The following is a 25,346-nucleotide window of genomic DNA, read 5'->3' as shown; positions in this document are numbered from 1 at the left end:
TGGACTTGCCCCGTTTAAAAGGAGAGGCATTTGCTCAGCATGACGCGGTTCGTTCGAACTGAGCTGGACTGATGTAGTCGAGCGCGGAGTGGCGCCGGACCGGATTGTAGAAGCCGTCGATATAGCGGGCAATGGCCTGCTTGGCCTGGGCACGGGTGTAGAAGACGGTTCGCCAGACGAGTTCGGATTTGATGGTCTTGAAGAACGTCTCGACCATGGCGTTGTCGTAACAGTTTCCCTTTCCCGACATGGAGATACGGATGCCATGGCGGCACAGCTCGGCCTGGTAGTCCACGGAACAATATTGGCTGCCGCGGTCCGAAGGATGGATGAGCCCTTCGGGCGGACGTCGCATGACCAGGGCCTTGCGCAGAGCGGCCAGCGCCAGGTCGCGGTGCAGCCGGTCGCTGACAGCCCAGCCGACGACGCGGCGGGAGAAGAGGTCGAGGACCACGGCCAGGTAGAGCCATCCCTCCCGCGTCCAGACGTACGAGATATCGACGCCCCACTTCTGGTTGGGGGCGGTCGCGGTGAAATCCTGGTCGATGATGTTCGGTGCGACCGGCCAGGCGTGCTCGCTGTCGGTCGTGCGCTTGAACCGCCGTTTCAGCCGCGCGCGCAGGCCGTTCTCGCGCATCAGCCGTGCCGTGCGACGACGCCCGATGGCGAAGCCATCATCCTGCAGCTCGCGCGTCATGCGTGGGCTGCCATAGGTGCCGTTCGACAGCGCGAACGCCGAGCGGACGTGCGCCAGCATCACCATGTCATCGCGCTGGCGCCGGCTGGCTGGGCGATCCTTCCAGGCAAAGTAGCCGTTGTAGCCGTTAGCGTCCGCGGTCGTGGTGTAATTTCCCGGTGTAGATGATGGCCCGCCGGAGACGGGTCTTCCGAGCCGACATTATCTACCTCGTCGCTGTCGCGCGGCGCAGTGAATCGGTTCCTACATGTTCGCGACGACGCGCGAACTTCTGCAGGGTTTCGATAGTCTCGGAGGGGGGCATGTCTTTGCGTCGGTTAGGTATTGCTCAGATGTGAGATCGCACGGCGACCCTTAGTCCACCGCTGCGGCGAGCGCATTGACAGCGCGAGCGGCTTCCTGCTCGTTGAGGCTCGCAAAGCCAATTCGGAGGCCCCGCGGGGCCTTGTCGTCGGCCATGAACGACCGCGATCCTGCAAACCGCAATTCCAGTGTCTGGGCACGCTGTTCGATCTTATCCATGTCGCGGCCCGGAAAGCGCAACCAGAAGGCCAGGCCGCCATTGGGGAGGTCGAACCGCACCGTGTCGGCAAAGGCCTCGCGCAGGCGCTGGGCGAAGCTCAGGCGGCGCTCCGCGTAGATTTGACGCACCTTGCGGGCATGGCGGCGCAGTTCACCGCTCGAAATAAGTTCCGCCGTCGCCTTTTCGGTGATGATGTTGCCCATGCCGTCCGTCAGCGAGATGCCGTGCGCGAGGCTGCGCATCAGCGCGGTCGGCCCGACGACATAGCCGATCCGCAAAGCCGGTAGCAGCAGCTTGGACAGCGAGCCGACATAGATCACCTGTTCGGGCGCATAGGCCGCCATCGGCAGCAGCGGCTGCGAGGCGAAGTGGAATTCGTGATCGTAATCATCTTCAATGATCGCGAAGCCGAATTGCCGGGCGAGATCGAGCAGCCGCAACCGCCGCATCGGCCGCAGCGTAACGGTGGTCGGGAACTGGTGATGCGGGGTCAGGAACAGCGCGCGGATACGGTGCTGTCGGCACAAGGCCTCGACCGCCGCCACGTCGATGCCTTCGTCATCCAGCGGCACGGCATGCACGCGCGCGCCGAGCATCGTGAAGGCGGCGACGGCGGGCTCATAGGTCAGCGCCTCGACCATCACATGGTCGCCGGGCCGCAGCAGCGCCTGCGCGCTCAGGAAGATGCCGTTCTGGCTGCCGCGCGTGATGCAGACGTGATCCGCCGTCACGTTCAGTCCGCGCTGGCTGCGCAGCATTTCGGCGACGCTCTCGCGCAATTCGGGCAGGCCGAGCGGATCGCGATAGAGGAAGGTGTTGGACACGGCCTTCGCCCGCACCGCGTCGCGATAGGTGTTGGCGAGGATGTCAGCGGGGAACAGCCGCCCGTCCGGCGCGCCCTCGTCGAGCTTGAGTCCTGTGCCGGCCGCGAGGGCCAGCGGGCGCTCGGGTGGCGGCAGGATGTGATAGTCGACGCGGTCGGTGTCGGGCGCGCGCGCCAGCCGGCCGGGCTTGCGCATCGCGTCGGGATAGATCGGCGCGACCAACGTGCCGCGCGTGCCCGCAGAACTGAGCCAGCCCTGCGCGATCAGTTCCTCATAGGCCAGTACCACCGTCTTGCGGTTGACCCCGATATCGGCGGCTAGCTCGCGGCTGCTCGGCAGATAGGTGCCGGGCGCAAGCCGGCCACTCTCGATATCGCGGATGATCGCCGCGATGATCTGCATATAGGCAGGCGTCTGCTTGGAGGGATCGACGGTCTGGCCAAAGGTGAGGGGGAGGCGGCGGAGCATTGGTCCTCGGATGTGTCGGCATTGCAATCTGAAAGAGGCCAAAGTCTAGCGCTCGGGCTACGCTCAGGCAATCCGGGTTGGACCCGATGGCGCTGCGATCTTGGCCATTTCGGAATGGCGTGATAGCCGTCAGTGTGGCGGCATGAACACTGCCGCACAGCCGTCCGTCGCCAACCCAGTGAGCCAGTTCCAGCGCTTTTCCGAAGAGGACGTTCGCGCGCTGATCGCGGAATTCCCGCTGGCCTGGGTCTCGACGCCGGGCGGGACGATCGGCCTCGCCAGCCAACTGCCGCTGGTGGGGGAATATGATGTGGCCGGGCGGCTCGTCGCGTTGATCGGGCACCTTCCGCGCGCCAATCCGCTGGCCGATGCATTGGCCTCGCAAGCGCGTGCCACGATCCTGTTCAGCGGGCCAAGCGGCTATGTCTCGCCCGAACATGCCGGGCGGCGCGACTGGGCTCCGACATGGAATTACGCGCAAGCCAAGGTCGAGGCCGATGTCGAAATCTCCGCGGACCTGACCGCTTTGTCGCTCGACGTGCTGATCGATGCGTGTGAGGGCGGGCGCGCGAACCCATGGACCGTCGGAGAGATTGCCGCGCGCTATCAGGGCATGGCGGCCGCGATCATCGGCTTCCGCGCGACGGTCACGGCGCTGCAGGGCCGCTTCAAGCTCGGTCAGGACGAGCGCCCGGACACGTTGCGCCATATCCTCGCGACGCATCCGGACCCCGTTCTGGTCCGCTGGATGCGCCGCTTCAATCGCGAGGCCTGAGGCCGCTCACTTGCCTTCCTGGAACCATTGTCTCGGTAGGGCGCGCTGGCGCGGATACACCTCGTCGAGCGTGCCGGCGTCGTAGATCCGGCCGTTCTTCATGACCTGGCTGATGGCGCGGGTATTGCGCACGTCCGCCAGCGGATCCTTCGAGAGGATCAGCAGGTCGGCATATTTCCCCGGCTCCAGGCTGCCGATATAGGCGGCGCGGCCGATCTGCTCGGCGCTTTCGATCGTGGCGGCGCGCAGCACCTCGGCGGGCGTCGCGCCGCCGGTGGCATAGGCCTCCATCTCGAAATGACAGCCCAGCCCCTGCACCGTGCCGTGGCTGCCGATGCCGACCAGCCCGCCGGCATGGCGGATGGCGAGCGCGTCGGCGGCGAAGCGGTTCCAGGTCTGGTCGATCGGCGGCACCCATTTGCGGTCGCGCGAGCGTGTTTCGAGGATGCCGCGCGGAATGAAGTGGCGCAGCTTGGCGTCGTTCAGCAGATCGCCCGCGATGATGAAATTGCTGAGCGGCGGCGTGCCCCCGTACAGCACGTCGAGCGTCGGCGAATAGCCGATCCGCGTCTGGCCGTAGAGCGTCAGCACGTCCTTGCGCAGCGGCGTGATTGGCATGTTGTGCTCGTTGCCGGCAAAGCCGTCGAGCGCATGGCTGAGGTTGAGGTTGAAGTCGCTGGCGCCTTCGGTCGTCGCCATCATGCCGAGTTCGGCGGTGGCCATCACCATGTATTGCCGCTGCGTGCGGTTGCCGACCATGTACGCCTTGATGTTGCGCGTGCGATAATGGTCGCGGTAGCGGGTCAGCACGTTGCGCGCATCATCCAGCGAGTTGATCCCCGCGTTGGAGAACACGCCTGGCCCCGTCGAATAGGCGCGCGGGCCGATCATCAGCCCGGCGTCGATCATGTCCTGATAGCCGAACACGTCGATCGTGAAGGGCTGCACTTCCAGCCCCGAGGTGACGCCATAGGCGAGATTGGCGAGGAAATCCCAGTGGCTGGGATCGAGGATCTGGCGGCGCGTCTCGAACCAATGGGCGTGGGTATCGACGAAGCCGGGCACGATCCACTGGCCGCTCACGTCGCGGATCGCGGCACCTGCTGGCACCGCGACGCTGCCGCTCGCGCCGACCGCGACGATGCGGTTGCCGGTGACGACGACATCGGCGTTGGCGATCACCTCGCCGCCGCGCTCGGTGATGGCGGTGCCGCCGCGCAGCACGACGGTGCCGCCGGGCACGTCGCGCGGGAGTTCGACCGGGGCCTCGACGCTGGTGGCGCGCGCCTCGACGGAACCCGCCTTCGAGGTCGCGGCGAGATCGGTTGGCAGGGTGCGCAGCGTCGAGCCGACCGACCACAGCACGCTCTTCCCGTCGTGGCTCCAGTCGAGATAGTCCGCGCCGACCGCCGTCACCTTGGCGACCGCGACGGGGGCATGGCCGAGGTCCATCTTCTGCGGCTCGCCCGCCAGCACCGGCGGCACATCGACGAGGTAGAGCTGCGAGGCGGCCTTCACCAGCATTCGGCTGCCGTCCGGGCTGAGCCGTGCGTGCTCCGGCGGGACGGGCAGGTTGGCGAAATAGCGATTGCCGTTGAGGACGGTGAGCGAGGCCTCCTTGCGCCTGCCCACGCCATCGGGCGCGATCGACCAGATATCGCTTCCGGCCATGAAGCGCAGGCGCTTGCCTTCGCCGTCATAATCGAGCGCACGGGCGGCGGTCGCGCTGGTGACGACGCGCGGGGTGCCACCGCCGAGCGGCAGCGTCAGGATATCGGTGGCGAGCGCGCCGCCCTGTTCGCTGAGCAGGTTGAGGCGCTCGCTCTGGCTGGCGCGCAGCACCGCGACGCTGCGGCCGTCGGGCGAGACGACCGGCTCGGTGTAGAAAGCGGGGGTAGTGGTGAGCTTACGCGGCTTGCCGCCGCCCGCAGGCACCGACCAGAGCCCGCCACCGGCCTGCGCGTCCCACGTGATGTAGACGAGGGCGCGGCCGTTCGGCGTCCAACTTGGCTGGAACGCCATGCCCTCGACCCCGCCGACCGCGACCGGCCGGCCGTCGCCCGCCAGCACCTGCACATAGAGCTTGCCAAGCGCAGCGAACGCCACCTGCTTGCCATCGGGTGAGAGGCGCGGGGCCTGGATGATGCGGACGCGCACCGGCCCGGTCTCGTCAGGCACGGCGACGCGGGTGTTCTTGCCGATCGCCATTTCGACGGTCGCGGTGAAGGGGAGCGGCGTGCGTGCACCGTCCGCGAGGGTCACGCGCGTGATCTTGCCGTCGATCGCCGTCAGGATCGCCTTGTCGCCGGGCAGGAAGGCGACGCGCGGCACGAGATCGTTGTAGAAACCGCTGATCTGCGTGTCGTGATCGATCGGCGCGGTCAGCAGCCGGTCCTCGCCGGTCGTGAGATCGCGCAGACGCAGCGTCGTGTCCGCGCCGTTGCGGGCACCATAGACCAGCTTGGTCCCGTCATGCGACAGCGCAGGCCGCATCGCCGCGCCCGGCGCGGCCGAGATGATCTTGTCCTCGGCGCCGGTGGAAAGATCGCGCCGCACGATCTCCCAATGCGGTAGCGGACGTTCGGACCAGAGCGATCCGGCTTTCCGCGAATAATAGAGATACTCGCCATCCGGCGAGGCGACCGCGCCGAGCACGTTGATGCGATCGTCGCCGCGCTCGGTGCCGGTGGGCTTGGCGTTCGTCACCTTAACGCCGGTGCCGCCGCGCACGTCATAGGCGTAGAGTTCGAAGGCGAGCGTCGAGTGGACCGTCTGCGAGACATAGACGAAGCGCCCGTCCGGCGACCAGGCCGGCGAGGTGTAGAGCGCCGGGCCGGTATCGTTGGAAAGCTTGCGCGCCTCGTTGCCATCGGCATTGGCGACCCAGAGGTTATTCGATCCCGCCCGGTCCGAGATAAAGGCGATGCGCTTGCCATCGGGCGAGAAGACCGGCTGGGTCTCGAACGCTTGGCCCGTCAGCAGCGGCCGCGCCGTGCCCCCGGCGATATCGAGCGCATAGATATCGCCGAGCAGGTCGAACAGGATCGTCTTCCCGTCCGGCGATACGTCGAGCGCCATCCAGGTGACCTCAGACGTGTCGAAGTGCAGCCGCTCCGTGGGCTGGAGCGGGAGGGCCGGCGTCTGGCCGAGCGCCGGGCCGCTCCCGAGTGCAAGCGCGATGGCGAGAAGAGAGCAGCGGGCGGCCCGGATCATGGTCGTATGTCCTCTTAGAATTTGACGCGCGTGCCAATGGTCATGAACCGGCCGACCGTGTCGTAGAAGGGCGAGAACGCCGAGGCGATCGGCGGATCGCGGTCGAACAGGTTGGAGACGTTGGCATAGACCTCCAGTCCGGGGCCGTGGCTGACCGGGATCTTCACGCTCACCTGAAGATCGACATAGGTATAGGTCGGCACGCGGTTGTTGGTGATGTTCTGGTTGCGGTTGTAGAAGCCCGGCGAGATGTAGCGCAGCCGCACCAGCCCGGCGAACGTGCGGTCGCCATAGCCGATGCTGCCGTTGACCCGCCACGACGGCATCCCGTTCACGAATGCATAGCTGGTGTTGTCGACATATTCGATGCGGGTGATGCCGTCATAGGTCGTCAGGCTGTTCACCCAGGTGCCGATGACGCGGAAGTTCATCCGCCGCGTGTCGCTCAGCGCCATCGTATAGCCGATCTCGCCGTCGATTCCGTTGGTCTTGTACTGCGACAGGTTCACCGAGTTGGATTTCACGCTCAGCAGGTTGCCGCCCGCATCGCGGAACACGCGCCCGCACAGGTCCAGATTGCCCGCGCGGCAGCGGTTGACGAGATCTTGCGCGCTGACGCTGGTTATGACGTTGTTGATGGTGATGTCGAAATAGTCGAGCGAGGCGGTCAGCCCGCGCAGCGGCGAGGTGGTGATCCCTGCCGTCCAGGTATCGGCCTTTTCGGGCGTCAGATAGGGGTTGCCGCCGCCGTTGACGAGCGTGTTCACCGTTACGGTGCGACCGTTCACGATATCGGTCACGTTGACGTAGCTGATCGTCTGGGTGGAATAGAGTTCGCTCAGCGAAGGCGCACGGATGTCGCGCGAGCGGGTGACACGGCCGACCACGCCGGGGAAGAATTCGTTGGTCGCGCCCAGCTTCCAGGACCAGATACCGCCGCTGTTGCGATAGTCCGAATAGCGCACCGCACCGTTGAATTCGAGGTTACGCAGCAGCGGCAGGCCCTTCGCCAGCGGCACGAGCAGTTCAGCGAAACCTTCCTTCACCGAGTCCTTGCCGTAGAGCGAACCGAACTGGAAGGTGGTGAAGGCCGCCGCCTGATCGAGCGCACCCGCCGTCGAGGTCGTGCCTTCCCACCGCGCTTCCGCGCCGATCGCGACGGAGACCGGGCCGGCCCACAGCGAGAAGGGCTCGCCGCGCAGGCTGAGGCCGGCGGTGTCGAGCGTGGTCTTTGCGCGCGAGCTCGGCGTGCCCGTGACGTAGGCGGTCGCGGCGGCCGATGGCGCGCCATTGCCGAACAGGTTTATCGGCACGCAATTGGTCGACGGATTGGTCAGCGCGATGCGGCAGATCGGCTGGCCGGTTGTCGGGCTGATGACCGAATTCACCGCGTTCGCAAAATTCTGCGTCATGCGGAAGCCGGGCGTGTCGATGTTGTTCCTGGATTCGCCGTGGCTGTAATAGGCGCTGTAGCGAAGCTTGCCGCCGAAGGCCTTGCCGTCGAGCGCGAGCGTGCCCTGGATCGCGGGGCGGCGCACGTTGATCGTCGAATAGGCGAAATCGGAGTTGTAGCGCCCCATCGTGAAGCTGGTCTGCCCGGCGGCGGCCAACTGCGCCTTGATCTCGGGCCGCAGGAAGGCGTTGTCGCTGCGGATAGTGATGGTGCCGCGATTGTGATCGCCGAACCAGGTGTAGTTGCCCCAATAGCGCGAGTAACGCACTTCGGCGGTGAGCTTCAGATCGTCGGCGAGGTCGTAGGTGAGGCGCGCCATGCCCGCGACGCGCTTCTGGGGCGTGATGAGCGGGCTGCGATCGTCGTCGGACGGGGCCTCGCCGCCGATCATGTTGGTGCCGACCACCGTGCCGAGGTTCGGGGTGCGCAAAGTGCCGTCCGGGTTGAAGCTCTGGTTGCGCAACACGCCCGAGGTGATGATGCCGCCGACCAGCGCATTGGCATAGCCGACATTGGGGGTCAGCGTCGTCGAGCCGTCGGCATTGGCGATCGATGCCCAGCGGCCGGTGTTGGCGCGCGCGGTCTTCTGCATCAGGCCGTCATTGTCGAAATATTCGCCGCCGATCAGGAAATGCCCGCGGCCGCCGGCGAAGTTGAAGCCGGCCGCCGCCTCGAAGCGGTGCTGCGCGGCGTCGCCATAGGTCGAGATGCCGGTCTCCGCGCCGAGCTTCACGCCGGTCAGCGTATCGTCGAGGCGGATGTTGACGACGCCCGCGACCGCGCCCGATCCCCACGCCGCCGATGCGCCGCCGGTCACGATATCGATGTTCTTGACCAGCACCGAAGGCACCGTGCTCAGGTCGTTGTCGCTCGAGAAGCGGCGACCGTCGAGCAGCACCAGCGTGCGCGTCGCGCCGAGGCCGCGCAGATCGACCGGGAAGCGGCCCGCTTGCGCGTTGGTGCCCGAGGTCTGCGGCGACTGGCCCGCCTTGAACTGCGGCAGGTCGGCGAGCGCCGCGCCGACGTTCGCGCGGCTGCCCACGCTCAGATCCTCCGCGCTGACGCGGGTGAGCGGGGTGGGCGACTCGAAGCCGGGCCGGTCGATGCGCGAGCCCGAGACGATGATGTCCTGCTGCGGCTCCTCGGCGGCGGGGGGCTTGGATTGGGCCGACGCGGGCGGCGTGCTCTGCGCGAAGGCGGGCGCCGCGCCAAGGATGAGGGCACCGCCGGCCAGCCAGCGCGCGTAACAGGACTTCGTGGCCGTGAATTGCATGATAACCCCCTTGGAAAGCTCCCTCGACCGCCCGTGCAGGCGTGCCGCCCATGACCGTGCGGCTTGGTGCCGTTGCGTGTCATCGAACAGCAATCTTTGGGTCCAAGCCGGTTCCGGAAACCTCCAATTCGTCAATCGGCCACGGGTCCAACCGAACGCGCGGTCGAACGTGGCCGATCGGCCACATGGCGCGTGTCGTTCAGGCGCTGCTGAGCAGGAGGCTGGTCTCGCTGTTGAGGATGCCGTCGATCGAGCGGATCTCGCGCAGGATGCGGTCGAACGATTGGAGATCCTCCGCCGTGATCTCCGCGATCAGATCCCAGGTGCCGTTAGTGGTGTGCAGCGCGCGCAGTTCAGGGAAGCTGCGCAACTCGCGGATGATCGCCGAGGTCGAGCGGCCCGTCACCTCGATCATCGTTACCGCCCGCAGGCCGCTGCCGCCGCCCGGCTCCTGCACGCGCACGGTGAAGCCGAGGATCGCGCCGCTCGCCAGCATCCGGTCGAGCCGCACCTGCACCGTCGCGCGCGAGACGCCCAGCACGGAGGCGATCTTGGCAATCGGCGCGCGCCCGTCGCCGCGCAGGATGGCGATGATCCGGCGATCGAGCTGGTCGAGGTCGAGCATGGCGAAATGCTCAAACACGATGCGCATTTTGTCAAACCTGATCCTCGAGAATGCGCAGGATGAGAATTTCGCATGGCAATTCGTCGCTCATACTTTGCGGCGAGCGAATTGAGGGAGCACGCGAAATGACGAGATTCATTGGAGTGGAAAGCCTCGCGGCGATCGTGCGCGAGACCGGCATCGATACCTTCCTGCGCGGTCTGGCCGATTATATCGAGGCCGATTTCCTGCGCTGGCCGCAATTCCACAAGGTGCCGCGCCACGCCAGCCACGGCGAGGTCGGCGTGGTCGAGCTGATGCCGATCGCCGATGACCGGCTGTTCGGCTTCAAATACGTCAACGGCCATCCCTCGAACGGGCGGCACAACTTGCTGACCGTCGCGGCGTTCGGCGTGCTGTCCGACATGGCGACCGGCTATCCGCGCCTGATGAGCGAGATGACGCTGCTCACAGCGCTGCGCACCGCGGCCACCTCGGCACTGGTCGCGCGGCGGCTGGCGCGGCCCGACAGTCGGGTGATGGCGATGATCGGCCTCGGCGCGCAGTCCGATTTTCAGGCGCTCGCGTTCCGCGCCTTGCTCGGCATCGAGCGGCTGCGGGTCTATGATATCGATCCGGCATCGACTGCCAAGTTCGTGCGCAACATGGGCGCGCAGGGCTTTCAGATCGAGGTGTGCAGCACCGGGCAGGATGCGGTGATCGGATCGGACATCATCACCACCGCGACCGCCGACAAGCGCAACGCGACGATCCTGTCGTCCAACATGGTCGGCGCCGGTGTGCACATCAACGCGATTGGCGGCGACTGCCCGGGCAAGACCGAGTTGCAGCGCGATATCCTCGCCCGCGCCCGCGTCTTCGTCGAATTGGAAGAGCAGACCCGTATCGAGGGCGAGTTGCAGCAGATGCCCGCCAACTTCCCAGTCACAGAGATTTGGCAGGTGTTGGCAGGCCTCGCCGAGGGGCGGACCGACGCGGCGCAGATCACGTTGTTCGATTCGGTCGGCTTCGCGCTCGAAGATTTCTCGGCGCTGCGCTATCTCGACGATCTGGCGAGGGGCACGGCCCACGCGGCCGAGATCGACCTCATCGCCGAGCCCGCCATGCCGGTCGATCTGTTCGGTCTGCTGGAAGGTGAGCGCGAGCCGGAGCCGCGAATGGCCGCCTGAGAGCGGCGGTTGGTCCCCCATGCGGGACAAATCTTGGAGGTGTTGCCGTGTCGAAACCGCTGGGTAGGCTGGGCCATGGATGATCGCGAAAACACCGGCCCGTCGCTGACACGGCGCACCTTCATGGCGACGCCTGCCGCCTTCGCCGCGACGGAGGCCTTCGCCGTGCCCGGTGCGGGGAAGGGGACCAAGGGTAGCGAGATCATGGCGATGGGGGCGACCGATCTCGCCGCCGCGCTGCGCCGTCGCGACCTGTCGAGCCGGGAGGTGATGGCGGCGCATATCGCCCAGACCGACCGGCTCAACCCGCGCTTCAACGCGATCGTCTCGCGCGTTGCGCCCGAGCAGTTGTTGAAAGCGGCGGCGGCTTGTGACGAGGATGCGGCGGCGGGGCGCTTCCACGGCCCGCTCCACGGCTTCCCGCACGCGGTGAAGGACACTGCGCCCACCAAGGGCATCCGTACCACGCAGGGCTCGCCGATCCTGCGCGACAATATCCCGACCGCGGATTCGCTGGTGGTGTCGCGGATGCGCGGCGCAGGCGCGATCTTCGTCGGAAAGAGCAACGTGCCGGAGTTTGCGCTGGGCTCGCACAGCTTCAACACCGTGTTCGGCGTGACGCGCAACGCCTGGGATCCGGCCGTATCTGCGGGCGGCAGCACCGGTGGCGGCGCGGTGGCGCTGGCGCTGCGAATGGTGCCGCTGGCCGATGGCAGCGATTTCGGCGGATCGCTGCGCAATCCACCGGGATGGAACAACGTGTTCGGCCTGCGCCCGTCGTTCGGGCGGGTGCCCTCCGTGCCGTCGAGCGACGTGTTCGGCCAGACCTTCGCGACCTCGGGCGCGCTAGGGCGGCATGTGCGCGACGTTGCCCTGCTGCTGTCGGTACAGGCCGGGTCGGACCCGCGCGCGCCGTTCTCGCTGCCTGATGATCCGACGCGTTTCGCTGGGTCACTCGACCGCGATTTCAAGGGCGGACGGATCGGCTGGTTGGGCGATCTGCAAGGCGCGCTCGCGACCGAGCAGGGCGTGATGGAAACCTGCACCAAGGCGCTCTCCGCGTTCCGCAATATAGGAATGGCGGTTGAGGAGGCGAAGCTGTCGCTCACCGCCGAGGAGATGTGGCGGACCGCGCGCACGCTGCGCTTCTGGTCGGTCGGTGCGGACCTGATCGGCTTCTACGACGATCCAGCGAAGCGCGCCTTGCTCAAGCCCGAGGCGATCTACGAGATCGAGGGGTATCTCAAGCTCACCGGTCGGCAGGTGGCGGAGGCTTCGGAGGGGCGGACGCGCATCTATCAGGCGTTCCGGCAACTGTTCGAGCGATACGATTTCGTGGTGCTGCCGAGCGCACAGGTCTTCCCGTTCGACGCTTCGCTTCGCTGGCCGCGTGAGATCGCGGGGAAGCCGATGGACAGTTATCACCGCTGGATGGAGGTGACGATGCCGGCGACGATGGCGGGCCTGCCAGCGCTGGCGGTTCCGGCCGGGTTCGGCGGCGCCAGGAAGCTGCCGATCGGGCTCCAGATCCTTGGACCCAATCATGCCGATCTGGCGGTGCTGCAGGTCGGCCATGCCTATGAGCAGGCCTGGCCCTGGATCGCGAAGGCGCTGCCGGACGCTCTGAAGGCCTGAACGACTTTAACGGGGGACCGCACATGATCGATCGGCGGCATTTTCTCGGCGGCGGCGCTGCGGCGCTCGCGCTGTTCCGGCCGCTGACGGCATGGGCCACCGATGGCCTTGAAGTGGCGCTCATCAACGCGACGGTATGGACAGGCAGGGGCCTGCCCACGCCGGGCGCGGTCGGGCTGATCGGCGAGCGGATCGCGCTGGTCGGCGCGGGCGCCGTGAAGGCCGCAATCACCAAGCGGACGCGCGTTGTCGACCTGAAGGGCGCGTTCCTGATGCCGGCCTTCGCCGACAATCACACCCATTTCCTGATCGGCTCCGACAAGCTCGGCCAGGCTGATCTGCTGAGTGCGACCTCGCGCGAGGATTTCGCCGGGCGAATCGCCGCATGGTCGCGTGCCAATCCGGGCAAATGGGTGCTCGGCGGCAGCTGGGACGAGCAGCGACTAGGCGGCGAATTGCCGACGCGCGCGTGGATCGACGCCGCCACCGGCGACACGCCCGTCGCGGTGCCGCGCACCGATCTGCACACGTACCTGCTCAACAGCGCGGCGCTGAAACTGGCGGGCATCACCCGCGACACGCCCGATCCGGCCGGCGGCGTGATCGTGCGGGACGCGAAGGGCGAGCCGACCGGCATCGTCAAGGACAATGCCAAGCATCTGGTCGAGCGCGTCTTTCCGCCGCAGACGGCGGAGGAGGCGATGGCCTCGGTGAGGCGCGGCATCGCCCATGCGCTGTCGAAGGGGATCGCGCAGGTCCATGTGCCGGATATCAACTGGGGCAGCTTCCACGCCATCCGTGGCCTGCGCGCCAAGGGGCCGACCGATATCCGCTTCTACTGCTTCGTGCCGATCGCCGATCGCGAAAAACTGCTCGATATCATCCGCGCCGAGGGGAAGGGCGACGACTGGGTGCGCTGGGGCGGCGTCAAGGCGCTGGCGGACGGTTCGCTCGGCTCGCGCACGGCGGTGTTCAAGCAGGATTATGCCGATGCGCCGGGGCAGCGCGGGGTGCGGGTCATCAGCCTTGCCGATCTGCGCCGTTGGATTCCCGAATGCGACAAGGCCGGGCTGCATGTGGCGACGCACGCGATCGGCGATCTCGCCAATGACGATGTGCTCGACGTCTATGCCGCGATCGAGCGCGCCAACGGCAAGCGCGACCGCCGCTTCCGCATCGAGCACGCCCAGCACGTGACGCCAAGCTCGATCCCACGTTTCGCGCAGGAGAAGGTGATCGCCTCGGTCCAGCCCTATCACGCGATCGACGACGGGCGCTGGGCGGTCAAGCGGATCGGGGACGCGCGGCTGAACGGCACCTATGCATTCGGCTCATTGATGACGTCGGGCGCGCGGGTGACGTTCGGATCGGACTGGCCGGTCGCGCCGATCGATCCGCTGCTGGGGCTGCAGGCGGCGGTGACGCGCGAGACGATCGACGGGGCGAACCCGCATGGCTGGCTGCCGGACCAGAAGGTGTCGGTCGCGGCGGCGCTGACCGCCTATACCAGCGCGAACGCCTATGCCGGCTTCATGGAAGACCGGGTGGGGCTGATCGCGCCGGGATATTATGCCGACCTGACCTGTCTCGACGCCAATCCCTTCACGATCGATGTCGAGCGGCTGAAGGACATGACGGTGCTCAAGACCTTTGTTGGTGGAAAAGAGCGTTCCTTCGCCTGACCGGCTTGCGCCCAAGTCCAAGTTCCACGGACCGCCGGTCTGCTGCCGACCAGATCGAGCCGCTTCACTTCGCGACAGCGCCCGATCATGCCACCGATGACGGCATCGTTATCCTACGGGAATGGTTTGAGAAAACCATGGGGCGGTTGATCTGAAACCAACACGCAATGCAGCATGGAGTGATCTTCCCCCCGCTGAGTGGCCGAGAGACTATGATATTCTGGACCACGAAAGGGACATTGAATGCCGAGCAGGAAGCACAAGCCGGAAGAGATTATCGGCAAGCTGCGTGAAGTTTAGATCGTGTTGGCGCGGGGGCCTCGACTGCCGAGGCGTGCCGGCGGATCGCGGTCAGCGAGCAGACCTATTATCGGTGGCGCAAGGAATATGGCGGCCTGAAGACGGATCAGGCACGGCGGATGAAGGATCTGGAGAAGGAGAACCAGCGGCTGCGCCGGGCGATCTCGGATCTGACGCTGGACAAGCTGATCTTGCAGGAGGCCGCAAAGGGAAACTTCCGAGCCCCGCGCGTCGGCGGCGCTGCATTGATCGAGTACGACGGGATCTGCCAGTCCGGGTATCCGAGCGACGGATATGTCGGGTGCTGGGGCAGCATCGATCGACACAGCGCAAGGTAGCGCGCGGGGCAGATGACGAACAGGCACTGACCAAGGACATCATCGCGCTGGCAAAGCAATATGGTCGCTACGGCTATCGCCGGGTGACGGCGTTGCTGTACCATGCGGGGTGGGCGGTGAACCATAAACGTGTCGAGCGGATATGGCGGCGCGAGGGGCTGAAGGTGCCGCCGCGCCAGCCAGAACGCGGGCGTCTATGGCTTAACGACGGATCGTGCATCCGCTTGCGGCCCGAATATCCGGGGCATGTCTGGGCCTATGACTTCGTCGAGGGGCGCACGCACGACGGCCGCAAGTTCCGCATCCTCACCATCATCGATGAGGCCAGCAGGGAATGCCTGGCGCTCATCGTTGCGCGGCAACTCAGGCACGAGGATGTTCTGGCGGCCCTGGCCGACCTGTTCGTCCTGCGCGGCCCGCCAGCACATATACGGTCCGACAATGGCAGCGAATTCATCGCGACTGCCGTCCAGAAATGGCTGGGGCAGATCGGCGTAAAGACGCTCTACATCGCGCCGGGATCACCATGGGAGAATGGCTATAACGAAAGCTTCAACGGGTCGCTTCGCGACGAACTGCTCAACGGCGAGATCTTCTACAGCCTCGCCGAGGCCAGGGTGCTGATCGAGGCCTGGCGGCGGCACTACAACACCGTTCGCCCTCACAGCAGCCTGGGCTACCGACCGCCGGCCCCGGAAACGGCGACATCGCCATATCCGGCCTCCGGTTCCGCTTCGCTCTACCACCGTCCAGATATGGCGGCGATGAGCTTAATCCACTAACAAACCAATCGGTCCACTCGGCGGCGGCAGATCAGTAAGGGAGAAATGCAGGATCGGGCGTTGTCGGTGCGCACGCCCATGCCCTGGCCCCAGTCGTACTTTCTTCGCGGACCTGCCTCTACCGCAGCCGTTCTATCGCCTGGGCCAGGGCAACATAGAGCTTGCCCATGTCCGACGACAGCAATGTCACGCCCAGTGGCGAGCCGTCGCGCTGTGCCAGCACCGCACGCAGCATCGCCTCGAAATCATGGATATAGCGGTTCACATGCTCGCGGAATTTGGGATCCTCGTCATAGAGATCCGCGATTTCGCGTGCCTGGCTGATATCGAGGATGCGGACCGCGCGCCGGGTGAATACGCCGCGATCGCCCTTCAGATAGGCTGCCCAGGCGCTGTCGGTGACATCAGGGGCGTAGATCTTGGCGATGTCGATCGACGCCGAGTTGAGCGATTCGACCAGGAGCGAGGCGCGCCGTGCGAAGCTGTCGCGATCGGCGTCCTCGCGTTCGGTGCGCGCTTCCTCGATCCGGCTTTCGACAATGGCGGTCTTCTCCGCGATCACATCCGCCTGTCGCGCCAGCCTTTCCGTCGCGCGGGTTGCCGCCTCGACCGCATTCTGGGTCGCGTCGATGATGGCGTGGACCTGGCGCTCCACCGTATCGCCGGTCGCGCGGCGCATCGCCTCGGCGCTGGCCTGTTCGAGGATCGTCGCGGCCTGGGGAATGACCTCGGCCAGTGTCTCTCGCGCGCGGTCCGCTGCGGTCGCCGCGGTTTCGCGAACGCGCAGCAGGGCATCGACCAGCTTTGGCGCGGCGTCGTCGGCGAACCGGTGCGAGCGTTCGATCGTCTCGTCGACCATCATGCCCAGCGCATCGGCCTTGGCGCGTCCGCTCGACAGGGTCTCGATCAGCAGGGTGGACAGGGTTTCCAGCGTCGAGCGCTGTTCGGTGATGACCTCGGCGATCGCCGCGATCGCCTCGTGCGTGCTTTCGGCCGCGGTCACCAGCGCCAGCAATTCGGGCTTGGTCTGAACGATGATCTCATGGCTGTTGAGGATACGCTGATCGAGCCGCGACAAGGCCTCGGGCAGCGTCTCGTCCATCTCGCGCGCGGCGGCGTCGAGCGCGATCAGCAGCGTTTCGGTGGTGCCGATCACTCGGTTGGCCATCGTCTCGCCGGCCTCGAGCGCGCCGGTCATCGCATCGGCCGATCCGCCGAGCGCGCTGATCGAGGCGGCCAGCATCTGAGCCTTTTCGGTGCCAGCGCTATGAAGCGTCGTGATACGCTGTTCGACGCGCTCCAGTTCGGTGTCGAGCGTGTCGATGATTGATTCGCCGGCCACGCGCTGGGCATCCAGTTCGGCGGTCAGGCGGGTGATCGCGCCGTCGACGGTGGCGATCCGCTCGGCCAGCGCGTCGGCGCTTTCGCGGGCGGCGCTGTCGAGCGCCGCCTGATTGGCGCCGACCATCGCGAGCATTGCGTCACCCTGGGCGGCGATGCCCTGGCGCGACTGATCGATGGCCTCGGCGGTGCGGTCGAGCAGTGCGTCGATCGTATCCGACACGGTCGCGGTAACGCGCTCCAGATGCGTGGACGCGGCGCGGCTGGTCGTTTCCATCTGCTCGATATGATGGGCCAGCCGCTGGGCGGCCCCGCTGGCGATCGTGTCGGCATCCTGTCCGCGCCGACCGAGCGCGACGAACTGCGCGTCTAACGCGGCGGCATGGCGTTCGGCCGAGCGGGCTGCCTCCGCCATCCGGTCACCGGCCTCCGCCACTTCATCGGCCGCGCGGGGAAGGGCGTCGAGCAACTGGGTCATGTTGGCCTGGCTGGTCGCGGCGATCTCGGCCAGCGTCCGGCCATGCGCTTCCACCATCTGGACGTCGTCGGCCAGATCGCGCGCGATGGTGTTGAAGCGGGTTTCGGCCATCTGCGTCATTTCGGCGAGCATCACCGACTGGGCCGACAGATCGTCGCGATGGGCGGCCAGCGCCCGGCCGATCGCTTCGACCGCCTGTTCGAGCGCGAGAGCTTCGCGGCGCATATCCTGTGCGGTCAGCGCGAAGCGACGCTGCTCGGCGCGGCTGCCCCGCTGCGTTACCAGCCAGAGCACCGCGATCAGCATCGGTCCGGCCAGCGCCAGCGTCGCCACCGGGGCGAGGGCGGCGGGCGTGACGGGAGGGCCGCTCGCCATGCCCCAGGCGAAGATCAGCACGGCCCATAGGACCGAAATGCCGATGGCAAGATATAGCGGCCAGCGTGGTTCATGTGCCAGGCCGGGGTCCTGGGCCGGATCGTCGAGCCACGGGCTGTCGGCGGCGGTGATCGGCGCGGGCAGGACCATATGCTCCTGCTCCTGGACCGTCTGTTCGGCGGGATCATGGATATGGTCTGGCATGTCCGACCTGCCCTGACGCTGTTCGGCGCGCAAATCCGCGATCATTCAAGCCCCCGTGTCACAATGGGTCGGTTTATCATGTTTGCCGCGCGCAGAAAGCGAATTGCGCTATTCCGTGCGCGGATGCTTCCAGTATGGGTCTGCCATGACCTATGAACACGGAACGATCGACGCGGCGCTGGCTGCGGTCGCGGGCGATGAACCGGCCGTGATCCAGGATCTGCGTATGGCGTTTATCGAGGGTGTGACCCGCGCGCTGGAGGCGATGCATGGCGCCGAAGATGGGCAGAGCTGGCGCGAATCGGCCTTGCGGATGAAGGGCTTGGCCGCGAGCGTCAGCGCGCTGCCGCTGATGACCCTGGCGACCCAGGCGGCCGAACGGGATGGCCCGGATAGTGAACTCCTCGACCGGATCGGACAGGTGGTCGCGCGCCTCTGATCCGCCTCGTGAACGGTTTGCCCGCGTCTGCGGGGCTGGCGTGGAGAGCGTCGACGCCCTAACAACAGAGCGATGCTATCAGGCCTGCTATTTGCGATTGACGATGCCGAGGACCGCCCGGGGCGGCTGACGGCCACCTTGCCGTTCGCCGGTGTGACGCTGATCGAATATCAGGCGCGGTTGTTGATCGCGGCGGGCGCGGCGCAGATCATCATCGTTGTGGCCCGACTGACTCCCGAATTGCTGGGTGCGATCGCGCGGATCGGACAGCGCGGCGTCGTGGTGGACACGGTGCGCAGCGCGGTCGAGGCGGCCGAGAAGCTGCACCCCTTGTCGCGCCTTGTCGTTCTGGCCGATGGGCTCATCACGACCGAGGCGGTGATTGCGCAGGTGCTGCGCGACAATGGCGGGGACGCGCTGGTCGTGGTTCCGGAAACGGGTGCGCCGCCGGGGCTGGAGCGGGTCGGCGGACAGATGGCCTGGGCCGGTGTCGCCCGGCTCGATCCGCGCCGGGTGGCCGAAGTGGCCGCCCTGCCGCGCGATTACGATGTGCAATCGACATTGTTGCGACTGGCGGCGCAGGCCCGCGCACTGCACATCCTGCTGCCCGGTGAGGCCGAGAAATCGGGCCATGGTATCGTCCATCATGCCGAAACGCTGGATGCGCGCGGGCGGGCGGTGGTGTCGCGACTGGTATCGGCGCGGCGCAGCTGGTTCGATCGCTATGTCCTGGCGCCCGTCGCCCGCTTCGCGCTGCCGCGTCTGGTCGAGCGGGGCGCCTCCGCGCAGCTTACGGGCGGCAGCGGGGCGGTGCTGGGGCTGCTCGGGGTCGCGCTGGTCCTGCTGGGCGCCCCTGCCATCGGCCTGTTCGTCGCCATCGTCGCAACGCTGGGGCTGGGGCTGGCCGAAACGCTGAGCGGGTTGCGCGATGAGCAACAGGGCGTGCGGATGCAATCCGCCGCCATCGCGGTGCTGACCGCGCTCGCGATCGGTGCGCTGGGCTGGCAACTTCATCATGGGATGGGGGAGGAACTGGGGCTGATCGTCGCGCTGATGCTGGTGATCCTCGGCGCGCTGGCCGAACGGGCCGCGCTCTATCGCTTTCGGCGGCGATGGTGGGCGAGCCCGCCTGCCTATCTGCTGGTCATCTGGCCCGCGACATTCCTGGGCCTGGGCCTATGGGGATTGGCCTTTGCGGCGCTATACGCCATCGCCACATTGGCGTCCGCAATCGAGACATTGCGCGCGCAAGTTTAGTGTCGCTTTAACGTCATTGGGATTAGCGGTGCGGGATGGCGGTCGAACCGGACCCTGATTTCGCCCAAGACTGGCATGCATCGCGACTGTCGATGCGTGTCGCACGGGCGCGTGCGCGCCTGGTGCTGCGACGGGCGGGCGCGATCGGCGACCTGATGCTGTCAGACGATGCGCGGCTCAGCGATCGGCTGCGCCTCGCCCTTGCCGATCGGCTGCGATGTCTGGCCGAGGCGACGGCCCGTGACCTGGCGCATTATGCCGCGCGGTTGGCCGGGGAGGGACCAGGACCGGCCATGGACGGCGTGGCGGACCGGCTGTGGCAGGCGGGAGTGCTGGCCGAGCCGGGTCTGGTCGCTGAGCTGATCGCGCAACTGCGCCAGCAGATGCTGGCCGAGGCGCTGGCGACCGACAACGCCCATGGCGACGCACCCAGCCTGCTTGTCCGGCTGATCGAAGCGCCCGACCGGATCGTCGCCGGTGCGGCCCGAGGCCTGCTTGCGGCGGAGAATCGCGCGCGCACCATCCTTTCCGAGGGAGGGCATGTCACGCTGCCCGCGCCGCTTTATCAATGGCTGATCTGGACCGTGGCCGCCGCGTTGCGACAGCCCGGACAGGAGGCGCTAGACCAAGCGCTGGCACAGGCCGCCGAGCGCCTTCTGACGGCGCAGGATGAGGATGAGCGGCCCGGGGGTGTGGCGATGCGGCTGGCGGCGGCGATCGATGCGCGCCCGGACGAGTTGCCGGGCCTGCTGATCGAAAGCTTGTCGAACCGGCAATTGGGGCTGTTCATCGCATTGCTCGCCCATGCCTTGTCCATGGACGATGCAGAGATGCGCGACATGGTGCTGGAGCCCGAGGGGGATCGGCTGTGGCTGGCACTGCGCGCACTGGACCAGGACCGCCAGACCATCGCCCGGATCGGGTTGATGCTGGGCGATGCGGACCCGCGGCGCGATGTCGAGGGTTTTGCCGATTCGTTGAACGCGATCATGGCGATCACGCCCGATCAGGCGCGGCGGGCCATTGCCCCCCTCCTGCTGCCGTCCGCCTTCCGCGCGGCGATCGAGCGGTGGGAAGGTGCGGTCCGCGCATGACCGCGATGGATATGCCCGGCGAATCGATGGTGGCGCGGGCCATTCTGGACGGCGCCGACCGGATATTGTCGGCCGACCCCCCGATCGAATTGCTGCATCTTCGCGCCGGTGGCGGCGAAACGGATAGCCTGGCGATCGCCCCGATCGCGAAAGTCGCCCGGCTGGCCCGACGTTTGGGCATCGCGGTGTCGCGTCGGGTCGTGGTAGCGGATGGCGAAGGCGATCTGGATCTATGGGTGCAGGCGCGGCCCGAGACCGGGCAGATCCGCCTGAGCGTCAGCGGCTGGCGCGACCGGCGCGCATGGCGGCCGGGCGCGACACCGCCGGATTATGCGGCGGCCGGGGCCGATTTTCGGTGGGAGGCCGATGCCGCCCTGCGCCTGACCTATCTCTCCCCACAGGCGGGGGAGCGGTTGGGGCTGGATGTGGCGGCTTTGCTGGGACAGCCCTTGTCGGCGCTTTTCGCCTTCGACCCCGCGAATGGGGGCGGGGCGGTCACCGCGCTGGCCGATCTCGCGCCGTTCGACGGGCGCGGTGCAAGGCTGCGACCCATCGACATGCCGATCCGGCTGTCGGCGGCGATCCGCCATGACGGGATGGGGGGCATTGCCGGGCTGTCGGGTGTCGCCTGCCGGATCGACGAGCGTGACCCTGACGAGCCGCTGGGCCTTACCGATGCGCCGCCGCTCACCGAGAATTTTACCGCGGGGCTTGATCGCGCGTTGCGGACGCCGCTGGCGCGGATCGTTGCCAATGCCGATAGCATCGCGGCCCAGGGCGATGGCCCGATCGCCCCGCAATATGCCGATTATGCGACCGATATCGCCCATGCCGGGCGCCACCTGCTGGGGCTGGTCGACAATCTGGTCGAGTTGCAGGCGATCGAGCAGCCCGACTTCACGCTGGCTGCGACGCCGCTCGACCTGGCCGATGTGGCGCGAAGGGCTTGCGGCCTGCTGGGCGTGCGGGCCGACCATGCCGGGGTAACGATTCGAAAGCCCGCTTTGGGCGAGGTGATGCCGGCGACCGGCGATTTCGGTCGATCGCTGCAGATCCTCATCAACCTGATCGGCAATGCGCTGCGCTACTCGCCACGTGGCAGCGCGGTGACCGTGACGGTCGAACGCGATGGTCAGTGGGGACAGGTCCGCGTGACCGATCAGGGCAAAGGGATCGCACCCGAGGATCAGGGGCGCATCTTCGAAAAGTTCGAACGCGTCGATCCGACCGAGCCAGGCGGCAACGGGCTGGGCCTGTATATCGCGCGCCGACTCGCGCGCGCGATGGGCGGCGAACTGAGCGTCGAGAGCGCACCGGGCGAGGGGGCGAGTTTCCTCTTTCAACTGCCGCACCGATAAAGAAAGGGCTCCCGAAGGAGCCCTTTTTCGCCGTGCTTCTCGATCCGCCTCAGCGCCGCCGGGGCAGCCGCCGGGCGACCAGGATCAGGGCCAGTCCCGCAATCGCCACAAAGGCACCGCGATCGGCCCATTCGCCCTGGCCGAGCATGAAGCTCTCCTGCGGCCAGCGGATATAGCCCAGGCCCTGACCGATCCATAATCCCCCCGTCAGCGCCAGCATGACGCCGATGGCGATCAGGATCGGCCGGACCCGGTTCATGGCTTAGCGCTGCTCGACCGGAACGTAGGAACGCTGCGTCGGGCCGGTGTAGAGCTGACGCGGGCGGCCGATCTTCTGGTCGGGATCGGTGATCATCTCGTTCCACTGCGCGACCCAGCCGACGGTGCGGGCGAGCGCGAAGAGCACGGTGAACATCTCGGTCGGGAATCCGATCGCCGACAGGATCACGCCCGAATAGAAGTCGACGTTCGGGAACAGCTTCTTCTCGACGAAATACTCGTCGTTCAGCGCGATCTCTTCGAGGCGGAGCGCCGTCTCGAACAGCGGATCGTTGACCTTCAGCGCGTCGAACACTTCGCGCACGGTCTTCTGCATCACGGTCGCGCGCGGATCATAGTTCTTGTAGACGCGATGACCGAAGCCCATCAGGCGGAACGGATCGTTCTTGTCCTTGGCGCGCGCGATGAACTCGGGGATACGATCGGGCGTACCGATCTCGCGCAGCATGTTGAGCGCGGCTTCGTTCGCGCCGCCATGCGCCGGACCCCAGAGACAGGCGATGCCCGCCGCGATGCAGGCGAACGGGTTGGCACCCGACGAACCGGCCAGACGCACGGTCGAGGTCGAGGCGTTCTGCTCGTGATCGGCGTGCAGGATGAAGATGCGGTCCATCGCCTTTTCGACCGCCGGGTTCACCTCATAGGCCTCGGCCGGAACGCCGAAGGTCATGCGCAGGAAGTTGCCCGTGTAGGACAGCGAGTTGTCCGGGTACAGGAAGGGCTGGCCCACGCTGTACTTGTACGCCATCGCCGCGATCGTCGGGATCTTGGCGATCAGGCGGTGTGAGGCGATGGTGCGCTGCACCGGGTCATGGATGTCGGTCGAGTCGTGATAGAAGGCCGACAGCGCACCGACCACGCCGCACATGATCGCCATCGGGTGCGCGTCGCGGCGGAAGCCACGGAAGAACGCCGCCAACTGCTCATGCACCATGGTATGGCGCGTGATCGTGGTGTTGAAGCCGTCCAGCTCGTCCTTGTTCGGCAGCTCGCCGTTGAGGAGCAGATAGGCGACTTCCATGAAGCTCGACTGCTCGGCCAGCTCGCCGATCGGATAGCCGCGGTGGAGCAGTACGCCCTGGTCGCCGTCGATATAGGTCAGTTCCGACCGGCACGACGCGGTCGAGGTGAAGCCGGGATCATAGGTGAACGCGCCGGTCTGTGCGTAAAGCTTGCGGATATCGACCACGTCCGGGCCGATCGAACCCGACATGACCGGATAGTCGAACTCTTTGCCGCCGACGTTGATTTTCGCGGTGTCGCTCATGCTGTAATATCCTTCCTATCTGCGGTCATCTGGTCCGCGATCCGCCCCAGGCTTTCCTCCCGGCCCAGCACAGCGAGCACATCGAAGATTCCGGGGGACGTCTTGCGTCCTGTCAGAGCGGCGCGGAGCGGTTGGGCGACCTGGCCGAGCTTCACAGTCTCGGCTTCGGCCACTTTGCGTACCGCGTCTTCCAAAAGCTCCGTATCCCAGTTGTGCAGCGCGTCAAGCGCGGCGTGAACCGAAACCAGAATGTGGCGTGCCTTTTCGTCGAGCAACGCGGCGGCTGCCTCGTCCATCGTCAGGGGGCGGGTGGCGAACAGGAACTTCGCCCCCTCGGCCAGCTCGTTCAGATTGGCCGCGCGTGGCTTCAGCGACGGCATCGCGGCGGTCAGCAGCGCGACGTCGTTTTCCCCCATGCGATCGGCGACCAGCATGGCCAGCCGCGAGTCGTCCGCCTCGCGGATGTAATGGCCGTTGAGGTTCTCCAGCTTCTTCAGGTCGAAGCGCGACGGCGCCTTGCCCACCGATGCCAGATCGAACCACTTCACCGCATCCGCGCGCGCGATGATCTCGGCATCGCCATGACCCCAGCCGAGTCGCAGCAGATAATTGTCGAGCGCCTCGGGCAGGATCCCCATTTCGTCGCGATAGGCCTCGATCCCGACCGCGCCGTGGCGCTTGGACAGCTTGGCACCGTCCGATCCGTGGATCAGCGGGATATGCGCATAGACCGGCTCGGCCCAGCCCATCGCCTTGTAGATCGGCAACTGGCGGAAGGCGTTGTTCAGGTGATCGTCGCCGCGAATGACATGGGTGACGCCCATGTCGTGATCGTCGACGACGACGGCCAGCATATAGGTGGGCGTCCCGTCCGAACGGAGCAGGACGAGATCGTCGAGTTCGGCGTTCTGCACCGTCACGCTGCCCTGCACCCGGTCCTCGATCGTCACCGCCCCCTCGCGCGGTGCGCGCAGGCGGACGACGAAGGGCTCGCCTTCCGGCGCGGTGGCGGGATCGGCGTCGCGCCAGGGGGAGCGGATGCGCAGCGGCTGCTTGGCCGCCTGCGCCGCTTCGCGCTGCGCCGCGATCTCATCCTGCGTCATATAGCAGCGATAGGCATGGCCCTTGGCCATCATCTCCTGCGCGACGGCGGCATGGCGGTCGGCGCGCGCGAACTGGAACACCGCATCGCCGTCCCAGTCCAGGCCCAGCCAGCGCATCCCGTCCAGGATCGCGTCGATCGCGGGCTGGGTCGAGCGGACGCGGTCGGTATCCTCGATCCGCAACAGGAACTTGCCGCCATGGTGGCGCGCGAAGAGCCAGTTGAACAGCGCGGTGCGCGCGCCGCCGATATGGAGGAAGCCGGTCGGCGATGGTGCGAAGCGGGTGACGACCGCGGTGGCATCCGCCGGTGCGGCGGGGGCGATTTCATGTGTTGCGCTCAACCGCGCATACTCCCAAGCATAAGATTCGATGGCCAGTTCAGCCGCCGCAGCC

16 protein-coding genes and 2 pseudogenes are annotated in these 25,346 nt (G+C 66.7%); 9 read left to right on the top strand and 9 right to left on the bottom strand.

Going from position 1 to position 25,346, the window contains the following annotated elements; genetic code table 11:
• Positions 1-34: 34 nt before the first annotated feature.
• Both RN629_RS10810 and pdxR read right to left on the bottom strand, forming a co-directional pair.
• A pseudogene (locus tag RN629_RS10810) lies at positions 35-817 on the bottom strand (IS3 family transposase); the annotation flags it as partial.
• 234 nt (positions 818-1,051) lie between these two features.
• A complete protein-coding gene (gene pdxR / locus RN629_RS10805; protein ID WP_407035254.1) occupies positions 1,052-2,512 on the bottom strand; it encodes a MocR-like pyridoxine biosynthesis transcription factor PdxR in 1,461 nt (486 codons plus the stop codon).
• 142 nt (positions 2,513-2,654) lie between these two features.
• Between pdxR and RN629_RS10800 the strand changes: the two genes are divergently transcribed.
• Entirely contained in the window at positions 2,655-3,287 is a 633-nt protein-coding gene (locus tag RN629_RS10800) for an FMN-binding negative transcriptional regulator (RefSeq protein WP_407035253.1), read from the top strand.
• A 6-nt stretch (positions 3,288-3,293) separates the two neighbouring features.
• Here RN629_RS10800 and RN629_RS10795 read toward each other — a convergent pair whose 3' ends face one another.
• From RN629_RS10795 to RN629_RS10785, 3 genes are all read right to left on the bottom strand, one after another.
• Positions 3,294-6,500 carry an amidohydrolase family protein gene (locus RN629_RS10795; protein WP_407035252.1) on the bottom strand — a complete coding sequence of 1,069 codons (3,207 nt, stop codon included), beginning with the start codon at positions 6,498-6,500 and terminating at the stop codon, positions 3,294-3,296.
• 14 nt (positions 6,501-6,514) lie between these two features.
• Entirely contained in the window at positions 6,515-9,226 is a 2,712-nt protein-coding gene (locus tag RN629_RS10790) for a TonB-dependent receptor domain-containing protein (RefSeq protein ID WP_407035251.1), read from the bottom strand.
• Between the two features lie 199 nt (positions 9,227-9,425).
• The gene (locus RN629_RS10785) at positions 9,426-9,878 is read right to left on the bottom strand and encodes an Lrp/AsnC family transcriptional regulator (RefSeq protein ID WP_407035250.1); all 453 of its coding nucleotides are present in this window, start codon (positions 9,876-9,878) and stop codon (positions 9,426-9,428) included.
• 98 nt (positions 9,879-9,976) lie between these two features.
• Here RN629_RS10785 and RN629_RS10780 point away from each other — a divergent pair, with 98 nt between their 5' ends.
• The 4 genes and pseudogenes from RN629_RS10780 to RN629_RS10765 all read left to right on the top strand — a co-directional run bounded on the left by RN629_RS10780 (position 9,977) and on the right by RN629_RS10765 (position 15,757).
• Positions 9,977-11,020: an ornithine cyclodeaminase gene (locus RN629_RS10780; RefSeq protein WP_407035249.1), complete on the top strand. Its 1,044-nt coding sequence runs from the start codon at positions 9,977-9,979 to the stop codon at positions 11,018-11,020.
• Positions 11,021-11,095: 75 nt separating this feature from the next.
• Positions 11,096-12,655, top strand: a complete 1,560-nt coding sequence (locus RN629_RS10775) for an amidase (protein WP_407035248.1) — start codon at positions 11,096-11,098, stop codon at positions 12,653-12,655.
• Positions 12,656-12,678: 23 nt separating this feature from the next.
• A complete protein-coding gene (locus RN629_RS10770) occupies positions 12,679-14,337 on the top strand; it encodes an amidohydrolase (RefSeq protein WP_407035247.1) in 1,659 nt (552 codons plus the stop codon).
• A gap of 243 nt (positions 14,338-14,580) precedes the next feature.
• Positions 14,581-15,757 (top strand): annotated as a pseudogene (locus RN629_RS10765) (IS3 family transposase).
• A 118-nt stretch (positions 15,758-15,875) separates the two neighbouring features.
• Here the strand turns inward: RN629_RS10765 and RN629_RS10760 are convergent.
• Positions 15,876-18,200 carry a coiled-coil domain-containing protein gene (locus RN629_RS10760; RefSeq protein ID WP_407035246.1) on the bottom strand — a complete coding sequence of 775 codons (2,325 nt, stop codon included), beginning with the start codon at positions 18,198-18,200 and terminating at the stop codon, positions 15,876-15,878.
• A gap of 100 nt (positions 18,201-18,300) precedes the next feature.
• Between RN629_RS10760 and RN629_RS10755 the strand changes: the two genes are divergently transcribed.
• The 4 genes from RN629_RS10755 to RN629_RS10740 all read left to right on the top strand — a co-directional run bounded on the left by RN629_RS10755 (position 18,301) and on the right by RN629_RS10740 (position 22,303).
• A complete protein-coding gene (locus RN629_RS10755) occupies positions 18,301-18,594 on the top strand; it encodes an Hpt domain-containing protein (protein ID WP_407035245.1) in 294 nt (97 codons plus the stop codon).
• Between the two features lie 72 nt (positions 18,595-18,666).
• The gene (locus RN629_RS10750) at positions 18,667-19,851 is read left to right on the top strand and encodes a hypothetical protein (protein WP_407035244.1); all 1,185 of its coding nucleotides are present in this window, start codon (positions 18,667-18,669) and stop codon (positions 19,849-19,851) included.
• A 92-nt stretch (positions 19,852-19,943) separates the two neighbouring features.
• Complete coding sequence (locus RN629_RS10745; RefSeq protein WP_407035243.1) at positions 19,944-20,945, top strand: hypothetical protein; 1,002 nt, start codon at positions 19,944-19,946, stop codon at positions 20,943-20,945.
• Positions 20,942-22,303, top strand: a complete 1,362-nt coding sequence (locus RN629_RS10740) for a sensor histidine kinase (protein WP_407035242.1) — start codon at positions 20,942-20,944, stop codon at positions 22,301-22,303. The genes RN629_RS10745 and RN629_RS10740 overlap by 4 nt, the downstream gene beginning before the upstream one ends.
• A gap of 49 nt (positions 22,304-22,352) precedes the next feature.
• On the opposite strand, the gene RN629_RS10735 is transcribed toward RN629_RS10740, so the two are convergent.
• The 3 genes from RN629_RS10735 to gltX are packed head-to-tail and all read right to left on the bottom strand — an operon-like array spanning position 22,353 to position 25,294.
• Complete coding sequence (locus RN629_RS10735; RefSeq protein WP_407035241.1) at positions 22,353-22,562, bottom strand: hypothetical protein; 210 nt, start codon at positions 22,560-22,562, stop codon at positions 22,353-22,355.
• Positions 22,563-22,565: 3 nt separating this feature from the next.
• Complete coding sequence (locus RN629_RS10730) at positions 22,566-23,849, bottom strand: citrate synthase (RefSeq protein ID WP_407035240.1); 1,284 nt, start codon at positions 23,847-23,849, stop codon at positions 22,566-22,568.
• The gene (gltX, locus tag RN629_RS10725) at positions 23,846-25,294 is read right to left on the bottom strand and encodes a glutamate--tRNA ligase (protein WP_407035239.1); all 1,449 of its coding nucleotides are present in this window, start codon (positions 25,292-25,294) and stop codon (positions 23,846-23,848) included. The genes RN629_RS10730 and gltX overlap by 4 nt, the downstream gene beginning before the upstream one ends.
• Positions 25,295-25,346: the final 52 nt, after the last annotated feature.

The organism is Facivitalis istanbulensis (genome assembly GCF_040560405.1).
GTDB classification, from domain to species: Bacteria; Pseudomonadota; Alphaproteobacteria; order Sphingomonadales; family Sphingomonadaceae; genus Sphingomonas; species Sphingomonas istanbulensis.
This window is presented reverse-complemented; position numbering and strand designations above follow the sequence as displayed.